At 63.7% G+C, this 14,692-nt stretch carries 16 protein-coding genes; 11 read left to right on the top strand and 5 right to left on the bottom strand.

Annotation, left to right across the window (positions count from 1 at the left end; translation table 11 throughout):
* Positions 1-53: 53 nt before the first annotated feature.
* Together FJ930_RS13825 and FJ930_RS13820 are read right to left on the bottom strand one after the other, a co-directional pair.
* Positions 54-1,121 (bottom strand): TraB/GumN family protein, encoded by a 1,068-nt coding sequence (locus tag FJ930_RS13825; RefSeq protein ID WP_141838337.1) that lies wholly within the window; start codon positions 1,119-1,121, stop codon positions 54-56.
* Positions 1,122-1,204: 83 nt separating this feature from the next.
* Entirely contained in the window at positions 1,205-2,143 is a 939-nt protein-coding gene (locus tag FJ930_RS13820) for a tyrosine recombinase XerC (RefSeq protein ID WP_141838335.1), read from the bottom strand.
* Between the two features lie 227 nt (positions 2,144-2,370).
* Between FJ930_RS13820 and rimM the strand changes: the two genes are divergently transcribed.
* Both rimM and trmD read left to right on the top strand, forming a co-directional pair.
* On the top strand, positions 2,371-2,970 hold the full coding sequence (gene rimM / locus FJ930_RS13815) for a ribosome maturation factor RimM (protein WP_141838334.1): 600 nt from the start codon (positions 2,371-2,373) through the stop codon (positions 2,968-2,970).
* Positions 2,967-3,665, top strand: coding sequence for a tRNA (guanosine(37)-N1)-methyltransferase TrmD (gene trmD / locus FJ930_RS13810; protein ID WP_141838332.1), 699 nt, complete (start codon positions 2,967-2,969; stop codon positions 3,663-3,665). The genes rimM and trmD overlap by 4 nt, the downstream gene beginning before the upstream one ends.
* Here trmD and FJ930_RS13805 read toward each other — a convergent pair.
* Positions 3,647-4,399, bottom strand: coding sequence for a sulfite exporter TauE/SafE family protein (locus FJ930_RS13805; protein ID WP_141838330.1), 753 nt, complete (start codon positions 4,397-4,399; stop codon positions 3,647-3,649). The two genes, trmD and FJ930_RS13805, sit on opposite strands and share 19 nt — an antisense overlap.
* A 325-nt stretch (positions 4,400-4,724) precedes the next feature.
* Between FJ930_RS13805 and rplS the strand changes: the two genes are divergently transcribed.
* The 7 genes from rplS to leuC all read left to right on the top strand — a co-directional run bounded on the left by rplS (position 4,725) and on the right by leuC (position 10,914).
* On the top strand, positions 4,725-5,264 hold the full coding sequence (gene rplS / locus FJ930_RS13795) for a 50S ribosomal protein L19 (RefSeq protein WP_140740147.1): 540 nt from the start codon (positions 4,725-4,727) through the stop codon (positions 5,262-5,264).
* Between the two features lie 157 nt (positions 5,265-5,421).
* A complete protein-coding gene (locus tag FJ930_RS13790; RefSeq protein ID WP_140740145.1) occupies positions 5,422-5,835 on the top strand; it encodes an organic hydroperoxide resistance protein in 414 nt (137 codons plus the stop codon).
* Positions 5,832-6,368, top strand: coding sequence for a MarR family winged helix-turn-helix transcriptional regulator (locus FJ930_RS13785; RefSeq protein WP_141838329.1), 537 nt, complete (start codon positions 5,832-5,834; stop codon positions 6,366-6,368). Before FJ930_RS13790 ends, FJ930_RS13785 begins: the two co-directional genes overlap by 4 nt.
* A 183-nt stretch (positions 6,369-6,551) precedes the next feature.
* On the top strand, positions 6,552-7,349 hold the full coding sequence (locus FJ930_RS13780; protein WP_141838328.1) for a transporter substrate-binding domain-containing protein: 798 nt from the start codon (positions 6,552-6,554) through the stop codon (positions 7,347-7,349).
* Between the two features lie 114 nt (positions 7,350-7,463).
* Positions 7,464-8,276: an amino acid ABC transporter permease gene (locus FJ930_RS13775; protein WP_141838326.1), complete on the top strand. Its 813-nt coding sequence runs from the start codon at positions 7,464-7,466 to the stop codon at positions 8,274-8,276.
* Between the two features lie 101 nt (positions 8,277-8,377).
* Entirely contained in the window at positions 8,378-9,013 is a 636-nt protein-coding gene (locus FJ930_RS13770; protein ID WP_141838324.1) for a class I SAM-dependent methyltransferase, read from the top strand.
* Positions 9,014-9,504: 491 nt separating this feature from the next.
* Positions 9,505-10,914: a 3-isopropylmalate dehydratase large subunit gene (gene leuC, locus FJ930_RS13755; protein WP_140740127.1), complete on the top strand. Its 1,410-nt coding sequence runs from the start codon at positions 9,505-9,507 to the stop codon at positions 10,912-10,914.
* Between the two features lie 36 nt (positions 10,915-10,950).
* Here leuC and FJ930_RS13750 read toward each other — a convergent pair whose 3' ends face one another.
* Positions 10,951-11,268 carry a hypothetical protein gene (locus FJ930_RS13750; RefSeq protein WP_140612882.1) on the bottom strand — a complete coding sequence of 106 codons (318 nt, stop codon included), beginning with the start codon at positions 11,266-11,268 and terminating at the stop codon, positions 10,951-10,953.
* Between the two features lie 149 nt (positions 11,269-11,417).
* Here FJ930_RS13750 and FJ930_RS13745 point away from each other — a divergent pair, with 149 nt between their 5' ends.
* Both FJ930_RS13745 and FJ930_RS13740 read left to right on the top strand, forming a co-directional pair.
* Positions 11,418-12,614, top strand: coding sequence for a GGDEF domain-containing protein (locus FJ930_RS13745; protein ID WP_141838322.1), 1,197 nt, complete (start codon positions 11,418-11,420; stop codon positions 12,612-12,614).
* A gap of 78 nt (positions 12,615-12,692) precedes the next feature.
* Positions 12,693-13,901, top strand: a complete 1,209-nt coding sequence (locus FJ930_RS13740) for a GGDEF domain-containing protein (RefSeq protein WP_141838320.1) — start codon at positions 12,693-12,695, stop codon at positions 13,899-13,901.
* 45 nt (positions 13,902-13,946) lie between these two features.
* On the opposite strand, the gene FJ930_RS13735 is transcribed toward FJ930_RS13740, so the two are convergent.
* The gene (locus FJ930_RS13735; protein WP_141838318.1) at positions 13,947-14,300 is read right to left on the bottom strand and encodes a hypothetical protein; all 354 of its coding nucleotides are present in this window, start codon (positions 14,298-14,300) and stop codon (positions 13,947-13,949) included.
* Between the last annotated feature and the right edge of the window lie 392 nt (positions 14,301-14,692).

The raw sequence follows: 14,692 nt of genomic DNA, 5'->3' as shown, positions 1-14,692 counted from the left end.
GGGGAGGAAAACGCCGGAAACGCGGCGCTTGGTTCCCTCCGCTGCCATCCGACTCAATTGACGGCGGTGACAGTATAACCGGCTTTGCGGAAATCTTCGACCAGCCCCTCTGGACCGGGAAGGTGCAGGGCGCCGACCGCCATGAAGGCATTGCCCTTGGCCAGGATCGGTCCGGCGTGGTCGACCATCACCTTGTTGCGGCTAGTGATCATGGTTTCCTCGAAGGCCGCATAGCCCGCGGCGTCGTTCTGCTCTTCCGGCATGGCGGCGCGGAACAGCGGCCAGAACATGCCGGTGTCGCCGCGCTGGTAGAGCACGATCATGGTCTCGTTGATATCGTTGACCTTGTCGCCCAGTTTCAGCGTGTCGACCAGACCCTTCATGTGAAAGGCGAGCGGTAGCGAGGCCATGGCGCGCAACTGGCTCTCGGCCGTTTCCAACCCTTCCACCGGCTTGCCGGCCGCCTTGGCGCTCTCCGCCAGCTTGACGTCGAGCACCGGCGCTCCGCCGGACTGGCGGGCGAGTTCGCAAGCCGGAAGCGCCATCATGGCCGACAACATCCAGGGCTTCATCTTGGCGACCGTTGCCGGCGGAATGCCGCGCGCGTCGAGTGCCGCATTCATCGCCGCCGCTTCGTCCGGCGACAGCAATGACGACAGCGTCGTGGAGTCCGTGAACATCATCAGATCAGGCTCCTTGAGCATCGCCGTCATCATCTTCTGCTTATCGAGCACATCAGTGGTTTCGATGATGAGGGTGCCTGATGCATCGAAGGCCTTCTGCGCTTGCGGCGGCAGCGTGGTGACACGTTGGTCGGTCATGTGCATGGTGCCAAATAGGTAGGACGGCTGTTCGCCTGATTTCTCCAGTTTCCACAACAGGCCCTTACCATTGAGCGTGGCGGCGGCGTCCGCCTCGATCTTGCTGTAGGTGGCTGGGCTGTTCTTCTGCAGGGCCGACAACATGTCGGCGCCGGTGCAGGTCGGCATTTCCGCATGCGCCCTGCCGGCCGCGAATAAAAGGACAGCCAGGAAGGACAGGAAAAACAGGACGTTGAGCGCGACAAGCAGCTTCAGCGACACGGACGCTGCACGGTCGGCGATAACAATGATGCGTTTCATGGTCTTTTTCCTAAGACCAAAAAACGGCGAAACGGTTAACTGGCGTTACGAAATTGTCCTAACCGGCTACCGCCCTCAGAGCTTCACGCTCTCGGATGAGCCGATTCGTAGATTTCCAGCAGCCTTGCGGTGTCGACGCCGGTGTAGATCTGCGTCGTCGACAGGCTGGCGTGGCCGAGCAGTTCCTGGATGGTGCGCAGGTCGCCGCCACGGCCGAGCAGATGCGTGGCGAAGGAATGGCGCAGCGCGTGCGGCGTCGCGGTGTCGGGCAGGTTGAGCACCGAGCGCAATTTCGCCATCTCGCGCTGGACGATGGCCGGGTTGAGCGGGCCGCCGCGCGCGCCGCGAAACAGCAGGCCCTTCGGATCGAGATGGTAAGGACAGAGCCGGCGGTATTCGGCGATCGCCTTGAGCGCGACCGGCAGCACGGGCACCAGCCGCGTCTTGCCGCCCTTGCCGGTGATGCGCAGCACGGTGTCGGCCTCCGAAGCCAGATCGGCTCCGGCGAGGCCGAGTGCTTCGGAAATGCGCAGGCCAGAGCCGTAGAGCAGCGTCAGCACGGCAGCATTGCGGGCGGCGATCCAGGGTTCCTCTGCCAGTTGGCCTTCCACCGACACGACATGTTTGGCGTCGCTCGCCGTCAGCGGTTTTGGCAAGGATTTGGGCTGGCGCGGGGCGCGCAACGCGGCGGCGCCCGCCGCGTTGGCGAGGCCATTCCGTTCGAGCAAACGCAGAAGCGAGCGGATGCCGGCGAGACCTCGGCCGAGGGTGCGGGCGCCGGCGCCGGCGTTGCGGCGGGCAGCGAGGAAACCGCGCAGGTCGGCCGGGCGCAGATCGGCGATGTCCGAAATGCCTGGCGGCCCGCCGAGATGACCGGTGAGGAAATGCAGGAACTGGCGCGTGTCGCGCTCATAGGCCTCGACGGTTTCCGGCGACAGCCGGCGCTCGCGCGTCAGCATCTTCAGCCAGCTTTCGCGCGCCGCCTGTAGATCGGGTTTTGCCGGGATGAGAAATTCCTGCATGGCGCCTGTTCCGGTTCGCCGCCATTTTCCGCCGGTCGGGTTAGGAAGCGGTGAAGAGCCCGTCATTGAAATGCTGGCCCGGCGGGGCTAGGAGATTGGCTGGAACGACACCGGTGAGCCTCTTCTGAATTGCCGTGTGTTTTGGTCACCGTAACGGAATGGATCCTCGGGTCTGCGCAGCCGCTGCGCGCCTGCTGCGCCCGTGGATGACGAAGGTAAAAGCGCCGATGAGCAAACCGCAAAATCCCGTCCAGATGGCCGTTATCGGAGCCGCCCACGGCATCAAGGGCGAGCTCAGGGTGAAAACCTTCACCGGCGAGCCGATGGCGCTGGCCGACTATGGGCCGCTCTATGCCAGGGATGGCCGTGCCTTTCAGATAACAGACATAAGGCCCGCCAACACCGTCGTCGTGGTCCGTTTCAAGGGCGTCAATGACCGCAATGCCGCCGAGGCGCTGGCCGGCACCGAACTGTTCGTCGACCGCTCGATGCTGCCCGACGATGGCGAGGAGGACGAATTCTACCATGCCGACCTGATCGGGCTGGAAATCCGGGATGATACGGGTGCGGCCATCGGCAAGGTGGTCGCGGTGCACAATTTCGGTGGCGGCGACATCCTTGATGTGACGCTTGCCGGGCGCAAGGGCGTGCTGATCCCGTTCACGCAGGCAGCCGTGCCGCAAGTGTCGATCGCCGAGGGTTTTGTCCGCGTCGACCCAGTGGCGGCCGGACTGGTCGAGGACGAGGATGGCGCCGCGCCGCGCGAGGAAGGCTTCGATCCGAAGGGCAGGCCACGTGGACCGCGCGATGCCGGGGGCAACCGGTGAGTTTTGCCGCCTCGGTCCTGACGCTCTATCCCGAGATGTTCCCGGGCGCGCTCGGCCTGTCGTTGGCCGGGCGGGCGCTGGAGGCCGGAACCTGGTCGCTGGACGCGATCCAGATCCGCGACTTCGCCACCGACAGGCACCGCACCGTCGACGACACGCCGGCCGGCGGCGGCGCCGGCATGGTGATGCGCGCCGATGTGTTGGCGAAGGCGATCGACCATGCCTCGCCGGAGGGCGATGTGCGTCCGCGCCTGCTGATGAGCCCGCGCGGCAAGCCGCTGAACCAGGCGCGTGTGCGGGAACTCGCCGCAGGTCCCGGCGCCGTTATCCTGTGCGGCCGTTTCGAAGGCGTCGACCAGCGGCTGATCGAGGCGCGGGCATTGGAAGAAATATCGATCGGCGATTTCATCCTCTCCGGCGGCGAGCCGGCAGCCCTGGTGCTGCTCGACGCGGTGGTGCGGCTGTTGCCCGGCGTCATGGGCAACGCGGTGTCGGGCGAGGAAGAGAGTTTCGAGAACGGCCTGCTTGAACATCCGCACTACACGCGCCCGCAGGAATTCGAGGGCCGCGAGATTCCCGAAGTGCTGATTTCGGGCAATCACAAGAAGATCGCGGCTTGGCGGCGGGAACAGTCCGAGAGGCTGACGAAGGAGAGGCGGCCCGACCTGCTCGCCCTTCAGCCCTTGCCGAAGTAGTAAAAGGCGAGAAACAGGCCGACGGCGATGACGAAGCCGCGCACCACATTCTGCGGCACGCGCTTGGCGATCCAGACGCCGGCATAGCCGCCGAGCGCGCCGCCCGGGATCATCACGATCGCCTGCGGCCAGGCGACGACGCCGCCCGAGACGAAGACGACGATGGCGACAGCCGCGATGACGATGGCCAGCATGTTCTTCAGCGCGTTCAGCCGGTGGTAGTCGCCGGCCTGGGTGAGGCCGAGCGTCGCCAGCATCATCACGCCCATGCCGGCGCCGAAGAAGCCGCCATAGATGGCGGTGACGAATTGCGCGAGCGAACCGGCGAATGAGCCTACCGACGCTTCATGGCCGGGTTTCGGCGCCGGCTTCAGCCAAGGTCCGGCGGCGAACAGCGCCGTTGCGCCCAGAAGCAGCCACGGTACCAGGATCCGAAAGGACGGATTGTCGAGCGCCAGCAGGATCAGCGCGCCCGCCAGCGCGCCGACCGCCGAGATCAGGCTGAGCAGCAGGGCACCGCGCCAGAAATGCCTGATGTCGTCCCAATAGGCCAATGTCGAGGTGATGTAGCCTGGAAATTGGGTGACCGAGGAAGTTGCGTTGGCGACGATCGGCGGCAGGCCGACCAACGTCATGGCGCCGAAGGTGATGAAGGTGCCGCCGCCGGCGACCGCATTGGCGGCGCCTGACAGGAAGCCCGCGAAGAAGAGAAGGATGGCGTCGAAGAGAGACATGGGTGCGGCCGCTTGGAATTGTGCTACCGCTGGCTTAGAAAGCTTGTCGAACGTATACAACCCGGCACGGCGCGATTACGATGGTGCCATGCTGGCGAAAAATACAGCGTTCGGGCGTGACAAAGCGCCGAAATAGCTGTATGTGCCCGCCCGTACTGGCTGGAAAACCCGCCGGACCCGTCAACGATGGCGGTGTAGTCGCCCCTGTCCGATGTCTTGGAGGCAAATGTCTCAGGGACAAAGGGCATAGCCGAGCGGTCGATGGTACTGCAAGGCAAGTGTTGGACGCTCTGACTGTCGGAAGAACAAGAAGTGGATTATTGAGATGGATCTCATCCGTCAGCTCGAGGCCGAACAGGCCGCCAAGATCGAAGCCAAGCGCAAGCTTCCCGAATTCCAGCCCGGCGACACCGTGCGCGTCCAGGTCCGCGTGACCGAAGGCACCCGCACCCGCGTCCAGGCCTATGAGGGCGTCGTCATCGCCCGCTCCGGCGCCGGCTTCCAGGAAAATTTCACCGTCCGCAAGATCTCCTATGGCGAAGGCGTCGAGCGCGTGTTCCCGGTCTACTCGCCGATGGTCGAAGGCGTCGAGATCGTCCGTCGCGGCAAGGTGCGTCGCGCCAAGCTCTATTACCTGCGCGATCGTCGCGGCAAGTCGGCCCGTATTTCGGAAAACACCGGCGTGCGCGCCCGCAAGCTCAATGACGAAGAGCGCGATGCGCTGAACGCCGAGAAGGCCCGCATCGAGGCCGAGAAGGTCGCCGCCGCCCAGGCGCTGGCCGCCGAAACGGCCGCCAAGGAAGCCGCCGAGAAGAAGGCAGCCGCCGAGGCAGCCAAGGCCGCTGAAGCGACCCCCGCCGAATAAGCTTTCGACGAACGGTTTTTGAAAAGGCGGCTTCGGCCGCCTTTTTTCGTTTCACCAGACCGTGAACGCCTTCATCTAAGGAAGCTGGACCCGGGTGTTGACGGCAGATTATCTTGTGTACTAAATAATAGTACAATATAATTTGGAGAAACACGATATGGCACTCTACACGGCACAGGCTCACGTCACCGGCGGCCGCGCCGGCCACGGCGAAACCAGCGACGGCCTACTGAAAGTCGATCTGGCCATGCCCAAGGAACTCGGCGGGCCGGGCGGCGCCACCAATCCCGAGCAGCTTTTCGCCATCGGCTACGCCGCCTGCTTCGAAAGTGCCATCCGCTTCGTCGCGCGCAAACAGAAGCTGCCGCTTCAGGACGCAGCGATGACCGCCACCGTCAGCCTGCTCCCCAATGGCGAGGGCTTCAAGCTCGGCGTCGCGCTGGCGGCTGAAACGAAAGGCCTTGATCAGGCGGCGGCGGAAGCGCTTGTATCGGAGGCGCACAAGATCTGCCCCTATTCGAACGCCATCAGGGGAAATGTCGATGTGGCGCTTTCGGTAAAGGCGGCATGACGACAAAGGTCGAAACGAGAGCCAAGGATGTCCCGGCGAAAGCCGCCGGGGCGATCCCGGTTCCGCGTCTCGACCAGCAGCTCTGCTTCGCGCTCTATTCGGCGAGTGGGTTGATGACCAAGGTATACCGCCCGCTGCTCGAGCCGCTTGGCCTGACCTATCCGCAATATCTGGTGATGCTGGCGCTGTGGGAGCGCGCGCCGAGCACGATCGGCGAGCTTGGCGAAGCGCTTGGGCTTGATTCGGCGACGCTGACGCCGCTGCTCAAGCGGATGGAGGCAGGTGGCCTCGTTACCCGCCGGCGTGATGCCGCCGACGAACGCCGGGTGCTGGTCGAGCCGACGGCCAAGGGCCAGGCCCTGCGCGCCCGCATCAAGGATGTGTCCTCGGCGCTTGCTTGCAGCGTGCCTCTGGGACCGGCCGAGGTGGACGCCCTGCACGCGACGCTCACGCGTCTTGTCGCCGACCTGCGTAAGGCAACGGTCGATGACCGGCTGGTAGATAGGGAGTCGTCGGTTCCCGACCTGGGATAAACTCACGCCATCACTGGGTACGGGCTGTCCCCGAATTTCCGCGTTGATGGCATCCAAATCCGTTTTCGCGTGAGCTGACGCAGCGGACCGTCTTGCATGGCGCTTGCGGAAAGCTAAAGTCGGCGCCGGATTTCCTGCAGGCCCGGCCGACGTCCGGGCGCTTTTAATTTCCGGGGGTGTGTCATGACCAAGTCGAAACTGCTGCTGGCCGGGCTGCTTGCCCTCGTCCTGGCGCCCGTCGCCGCTTTTGCCCAGGGGCTGCCGGATCTTGGCGGCAAGAAGGTGGTGGTGGTGACCGAAAACGCCTACCCGCCGCTGCAATTCATCGACGCCAAGACGGGAAAGCAGATCGGCTGGGAATATGACGCGATGAACGAGATCGCCAAGCGGCTGAATTTCAAGGTCGAGTACCAGAACACCTCGTGGGACGCGATGATCCAGGCGGTTTCCGACAACCAGTACAATATCGGCATGACCGGCATCACCATCAAGGACGACCGCAAGGAGAAGGTCGATTTCTCCGACCCCTATATGCGCTCGGAGCAGTTCATGCTGGTGCGCGGCGACGAAAGCCGCTTCACCGACGCCAAGACATTCGGCGCCTTCAAGGACGGGCTGATCGGCGCGCAGCCGGGCACGACGCCTTTCTACACCGCCGTCTACAGCGTGCTCGACGGCAATGAGCAGAACCCGCGCATCAAACTGTTCGAGACCTTCGGAGCCACCGTGCAGGCATTGAAGTCGGGCGACGTCGATGTGGTGCTCACCGACGGCACCGCCGGCAAAGGCTATGTCGATGCCTCGGAGGGCAAGCTGAAGCTGATCGGCGGTCCGCTCGGCAGCGAGGATTTCGGCTTCATCTTCCCGAAAGGCTCGGATCTGGTGAAGCCGGTCAACGCGGCGATTGCCTCTCTCAAGGCGGACGGCACTTTCGACACCCTCAACAAGAAGTGGTTCCTTGATTACAAGATGGGGCAGTGAGCTCGTCTTGGCGAGCGCTCCACTGCGTGAGGACCATGTGCTGACTTTCCGACGGACGGAGTTTCTTCCCACCCCGGAACGCGACCTTCGCAACCATCCCGCTGGCGCTGCCTGATGCCTGCCGGACCGTCTTCCTCCAAATCCGAATTCCCGTGGTGGCTCGCCGTTGCCGCCGTCCTCGCACTGGCGGCGGCGTTGTTCATCGCCGCCAGCGATCTCTATGCCCAGGTCTTCGCCACCGTCGCCAAGGGCATCGGCATTACCGTCTTCGTCACGGTGGTCGCCTTTGCGCTGGCCTCGATCATCGGCCTCGGCATTGCGCTGATGGGCCTGTCGGGTTCGCCCTGGTTGCGGCAGATCGCCCGCTTCTATGTCGAGATCATCCGTGGCGTGCCGATCCTGGTGCTGCTGTTCTGGATCGCCTTCGCCGGCGCGCCGGCCTTTGTCGCGGCCTGGAACACGCTTACCGCGCCGCTGCAGAGCGCCGGTCTGCTCGGCGAGCTTCTGGTGCGGGATGTCTCGCTCTTGTGGCGCGCCATCATGGCGCTGACAATCGGCTATTCGGCCTTCATTTCGGAGGTTTTCCGGGCCGGCATCCAGGCCGTCGCGAAAGGCCAGATCGAAGCGGCCAAAGCGCTTGGCCTGAGCCGCTCGCAACGCTTCCGGCTCATCGTTTTTCCGCAGGCGATCCGCACCATCCTGCCGCCGCTGGGTAACGACTTCGTCGCCCTGGTCAAGGATTCCTCGCTGGTCTCGGTGCTCGGCGTCGCCGACATCACCCAGATGGGCAAGGTCTATGCCGCTGGCTCCTTCCGCTTCTTCGAGACCTATTCGATCGTTGCCTATATCTATCTCATCCTGACCGTCGGCCTGTCGCTGTCGCTCAGGGCGCTGGAGCGGCGCTTGCGCCGCCAGCACGAGGAATAGTTTTTGAGCGAAGGCGGGGTTATCTTGCCTTATGCATGTCGTTGTCCCAAAACCTCGACGCACTTCTGGGCGGCATGCATGAGCGGGGAGACTCACGACCGATGATCGTCGACAAGGCCAATGCGGCGCTGGATTCCGTCTATGGAGCCGACACGCCGGAAACGCTGGCGCATGCCTATGCCGCATGGGCCGCGACCTATGACAGCGAGACCGCATCACTCGGTTATCTGCTCCCTTTCCTCATCAGCGCCTGGGTGGCGCGCCACGTGCCGGCGGGCGAAGGGCCGCTGCTCGACGCCGGCTGCGGCACCGGCCTGTCGGGGCCGTCGCTCAAGGCGCTGGGTTACGGCGATATTGCCGGGCTCGACCTGTCGGACGACATGCTCAAGATCGCCGGCAGCCGCAATGCCTATAGCGAGCTGAAAAAGGCGATGCTGGGCGGCCCTCTGCCGTGGCCGGATGGCCATTTCCGCGCCTTTTTCTCGACCGGTGTCTTCACCATCAGCCACGCGCCGGCGTCGGGCCTGCACGAGCTGGTGCGCATCACGGAGAAAGGCGGCCACGCCATCTTCACCGTGCGCGACCAGGTTTTTGAAAGCGGCGGTTTCCAAGCCGTGTTCGACGAACTCACACAGGCAAGGAAATGGCGCCTGGTCGAGCAAAGCCCGTGGTTCCGCTGCTATGCCATCGCCGAGCCTGATGCGCTGGTGAAGACGTTTGTGTTCGAAGTTCTGTAGGGTCTCAAATTCGCGGAGTCGCGCTGCCCCTCATCGCCCTGCCGGGCATTTCTCCCCGTATAGAGACGGGGAGAAGGGGCTGGCCGCAACGCCGGCGCCCCTCCTGTAACCCTGACGATTGGCGAAATCGGTGACGACAGCGCCCCTCTCCCCGTCCCTATACGGGAAGAGGATGCCGGCAGGCAGGTGAGGGGCGGCGCCAACGTCTGGATGGGTTGAGGGATAATTCAAAACCTGAGCGGTTGCCTGAGTCATCGGATCAACCAATTGCCGAAAAGGCAAAACATTGCTATTTACCCCGCCATGGAAGAGCTTTTTGGCGATCCAGCCTATAAGGGTTTCGTGCTGCAGGACAGAAAACGCCTGCCGTCGCGATTTTCCGCGCGCGTGTCCGGCGCCCTGACCAGCCGACTTCGCTGATCCCCGACGCTCGGCCGCAGGCTTGCGGCATCTGCTCCTTTCCTCATTCTCATATCGACGGATTTACGCACATGAGCGCACCGCGCACCCTCTACGACAAGATTTTCGACGACCATGTCGTCGACCGCCAGGACGACGGCACCTGCCTGCTCTACATCGACCGCCACCTCGTCCACGAAGTCACCAGCCCGCAGGCCTTCGAGGGCCTGCGCATGAGCGGCAGGAAAGTCCGGCATCCGGAAAAGACGCTGGCCGTGGTCGACCACAATGTCTCGACCTCGCCCGAGCGCAAGTTCGGCATCAAGAACGAGGAAAGCCGGATCCAGGTCGAGGCGTTGGCCAAGAACGCCAAGGATTTCGGCGTCGAATATTATTCCGAGAACGATATCCGCCAGGGCATCGTCCACATTATCGGCCCGGAGCAGGGTTTTACCTTGCCCGGCATGACCATCGTCTGCGGCGACAGCCACACCTCGACGCACGGCGCTTTCGGCGCGCTGGCGCACGGTATCGGCACGTCAGAGGTCGAGCATGTGCTGGCGACGCAGACGCTGATCCAGCGCAAGGCCAAGAACATGCTGGTGCGCGTCGACGGCCAGTTGCCGGAAGGCGTAACCGCCAAGGACATCATCCTTGCAATCATCGGCGAGATCGGCACCGCCGGGGGCACCGGCTATGTCATCGAATATGCCGGCGAGGCGATCCGCTCGCTGTCGATGGAAGGCCGCATGACCATCTGCAACATGTCGATCGAGGGCGGTGCCCGCGCCGGCCTGATCGCCCCCGACGAGACGACCTTCGCCTATGTCAAGGACAAGCCGCGTGCGCCGAAGGGCGCGGCGTGGGACGCGGCGCTCGAATACTGGAAGACGCTGCAGTCCGACGAAGGCGCGCATTTCGACAAGGTGATCGTGCTCGACGCTGCGAAACTGCCGCCGATCGTCTCCTGGGGCTCCTCGCCGGAAGACGTCGTATCGGTGCAGGGCGTGGTGCCAAATCCGGAGGAGATCACCGACGAGAACAAGCGCACCTCGAAGATCCGCGCGCTCGACTATATGGGGCTGACGCCGGGAACCAGGATCACCGACATCGAACTCGATCGCGTCTTCATCGGCTCCTGCACCAATGGCCGTATCGAGGACCTGCGCGCCGCCGCCAAGGTGGTCGAGGGCAGAAAAGTCAATCCGCGTGTCAACGCCATGATCGTGCCGGGCTCCGGTCTGGTCAAGGAACAGGCGGAAGCCGAGGGTCTCGACAAGATCTTTCTCGCCGCCGGTTTCGACTGGCGCGAGCCGGGCTGCTCGATGTGTCTTGCCATGAACGACGACCGACTGAAGCCACATGAGCGCTGCGCCTCGACCTCGAACCGCAATTTCGAGGGCCGGCAGGGCTTCAAGGGCCGCACCCATCTGGTCTCGCCGGCCATGGCGGCGGCGGCGGCGATCGCCGGCCACTTCGTAGACATCCGCGACTGGAAATAATCCAGCCCGGGCGGAGCCCGGGCCGCGCGGCCCGGGTCAAGCCTTCCCGTCGCGCCGGATGAGTTCGTGGAATTCCTCCCGGTGCCCAGGTTCGTCGGCCGCGACGACAAGCGCCAGTTGCTGCTCCTCAAAGATCTTGAACCACTCGTCCCACTCGACGAGCTCATAGCCACCGGCATTGACCGGCCGTTCCGGTTGGTCTTGATCCTGATAGGCGTGCTGGCCAAAGACCAGCCTCAACATCGGCTGCGTTCCCGCCTCGGGCGATATGTCGACGATTGCCGGAAAGCCGGCGCGCCCGGCAGTCCATGAACGGATTGCATCGTGGTCGGTCAATGTGATCGTGTCGGCCATGATCTGCTCCTGATGGTGAATGCATGAACGCCGCCGAGAGCGCCGGGTTCCCCCCCAACACATCGTGGCGACACCCCAAGTTTAACCGCTTGTTTGCGCTTGCCCTCTAAGCTCTTCCCCGACGTCAAGCAAGGGGAAGTCACCGTCCTTTGGACACCGGCCTGCTGATAGCGCTGCTCAATCCGACGATCGCGCTGGCCCTCGGCGCGGCCTTCCTCGTGCTATGGACCTATCAGCGCCACCGTCCTTATCTTGCCGTGCTGGCGTTCAGCTACTGTGTTTCGGCACCCGGCTTTCTGTTCCAGTATTTCACCTTGCCCATTGGCATGGCGCTGACCAAGCTGGTGTCCAACATCTGCTTCACCATCGCCGGCTGTTGCCTGTCGGGCGCCATCGTCGCCCGCTACGGCCGCAAGGTGCCCTATCTGGGTATCGGCATGCTGGCAGGGGGTGGCCTGGCATCGTTCTGCTGGTTCCTGTTCGTTGAGCCGGACCTCACCTGGCGTATCCTGGCGATGAATTTCGCCCTCGGGGGCATCAGTCTTCTGGTCGGCGCCGAATTGCGGCCGGTTCGCAACAACGGCCCGACAGAGAAAATCCTGTTCGTGCTGTCGCTGCTGTCGGGCCTCAATTTCTTCGTGCGCACCCTTATCGTCGTCATCGCGCACGGGCCGTTCACCACCTATGACGGGTTCTATGATTCGTCCTACTGGACGACGGCGCTGCTGTCGCATGCGCTGTTGTCGCTGCTGATCGCGCTTTGCCTGTTCACCGCCGCGGCACTCGACGTGATGAAGGCGCTGAAGGCCGAGACGCACACCGATCCGCTGTCGGGCCTGCTCAACCGACGCGGTTTCGAGGAGCGCGCGGCCCTGCTGCTGGACCGTTGCGCGGCGGCGAAGTTCCCGGTGGCGCTGGTGCTGGCCGACCTCGACCATTTCAAGGCGCTCAACGATATGCACGGGCATGCCGCGGGCGATCGGGTAATCGCCGACTTCGCCGACAAGCTCCGGTCGGCAGCCGGTGCGCGCGGCGTCGCCGGGCGTATCGGTGGCGAGGAGTTCGCGGTGCTCTTGCCCTTGAGCGATCTTGCCGCGGCGCGATTGCTGGCGGAAGCCGTACGCACGCTCTACTCGGCCGGCCGTATCGACGGATTGCCCGCCGGCATCAAGGTCACCGCCAGCTTCGGCGTCGCGGCCCGCACCGGTGACGAGGCCTTGGGGCCGTTGATGCGCCGCGCCGACGAGGCGCTCTACAAAGCCAAGAAGACCGGCCGTGACAGCGTGCGGCTCTCCTATGAACGACCGGAAACGGTGTTCATGCCGGAGTCGGTCAGGTCCGGCTGACACCGCGTATCCCAGCTCACGTTAACGTCTTTTTCGCCCGTCCATGGTTAGCTGACGCCCCGGGGGATCGAAACAGATATGAGCGGCGCCAACTTCATCCTGTTGATCAATTTGTCGGCTGCCGGCCTGCTGGCGGCGGCCTTCATGGCGGTCGCGTTCCATGATGCCGGCCGTGTGCCGGCCCGCTGGCTGGCATCAGGCTATCTCCTGGGCATAGCCTATTTCGCCATCGAATTCAGCATCCCCGCCTTTGCCGATGCGCGGTTTCCGGTGGTCACAGCCTTTGCCGTGTTCCTTGGCGCCACCATGGCCTTCAATGCCGGACTGGCCCGCAAATATGGCGTGGCGCCGCCATGGTCGCCAATGCTGTTCTTCCTCTTCGCCACCACCATCGTCGTCTATTGTGTGCAGGACCTGCCGCGCCAGTCGCTGGCTCGCATGATGGCCTATCAACTCCCCTACGCCGTCATGCAATTCGTCGCGCTCGCCATCGTCTGGTCCTCAAGGCAGAGGCTGGCCGGTCTCGACCGCATCCTGATGGCCGTGCTGGCGCTCAGCGGCATGCAGTTTGCCTCCAAGCCGTTCATCGCGCATGCGCTCGGCGGCTGGGGTGCTGATCCGCAGGCCTATCTGCAAAGCAACTACGCACTGGTGTCGCAATCGCTCGGTACCATCTTCGGCCTTGCGCTGGCGCTGCTGATGCTGGCGATCCTGGTTCGCGACGTGCTGGCTGAAGTGACGTCGAAGTCGGAGACCGACACGCTCTCGCGGCTGCTCAATCGCGGCGCCTTCACGCGCCGGGCGGAGCAGGCGGTGCTTGGCGCCACGCGGCAAGGCGTGCCGGTCGCCCTGGTCATCGCCGATCTCGATCATTTCAAGGCCATCAACGACAGTTTCGGCCATGCCTCGGGCGACCTTGTCATCGAGACCTTCGCCGGCCTGCTGCGCGAGGCCGCCGCCGGCCACCATGTCGCGGGCCGTATCGGCGGCGAGGAGTTCGCCATCATCCTTCCGGGGACCAACCTTGCCGCCGCCCGGCTGTTCGCCGAAGGCACCCGCAGCGCGTTCAGCGCGCTGCCCATCGACGGGCTGCCGGCGGACAGTCGCTGCACGGCGAGCTTCGGGGTCGCCGAACTTCATGCAAGCGAAGATGTCGCCGATCTCATGCGGCGCGCGGACGAGGCGCTCTATCAGGCGAAGAATGCAGGGCGTGATTGCGTGCGCGTCGCGCCCGTCGAAGCCCGATTGTCAGGCGAGGCCGAAGCCAGCTCCAACTCTCTATTTTGACGCAATTCCTAACGGAAATCGCTACGCATTTTTCCTGGAATTGGTCTAGCGGCAAGGGCTGAGTTGCGGCATCTCGCCGTCGGACAGCCCGTACATGTAGCTGCGGCCCTTCACGAACACCGGCGGGCGGTAGCAATCGCTGTAGCCCGTGATCTCGTCGGCTTCGTTCTGATAAATCACCTTCGGCTGGCCGGCGCTGGTGTAGGCCGACAGCTGCTTGGCCAGTTTGCCCTCGCCTACGATGATGCGCTTGTAGCCGGCGGCACTGTCGATGACGAGATTGCCGAAGGAATCGGCGTAGACTCGGTCCTGATGCTGTCCGGCGCATGCCGGCGCAGTGAAGCCGACGGCCATGGCCGCAATCGCCGCGAGGCAAGCCAGCACTGAATTCGAACGCATTTTGTCCTCCTTTCACCGGCGTGACCTTAGGGCCTCGGCCCGGACTTCGTCCGAATCGGAAATTAACCCTTTCTTAACCTTTGTTAAGGGGCGGACGGCCTTCGGCGGCAGATCTTGATGAACATGGTTAATTTCACGGGATGGGCCGCAGGCATCCGCTTGCCTGTTCCGACCTGCTGACTCCAGGTGAACTTGATCTTGCCGCGCCGCATGGCTAGAGCATTCCGCTGTTTCACGGAAACGGCGGAATGCTCTATCTCTTTGTTTTGACGCAATTCCGGACGGGAAACCGCTCACACTTTTCCTGGAATTGCTCTAAGGCTTGTTGAGATTCATCGCGAGTTGATGACGGCGGCTGCGAGAAGGATGATGGCTGCGAAGCTCTGGTCGGT

Origin of the sequence: Mesorhizobium sp. B2-4-15, from assembly GCF_006658505.1 — a bacterium.
Lineage (GTDB): Bacteria > Pseudomonadota > Alphaproteobacteria > Rhizobiales > Rhizobiaceae > Mesorhizobium.
This window is presented reverse-complemented; position numbering and strand designations above follow the sequence as displayed.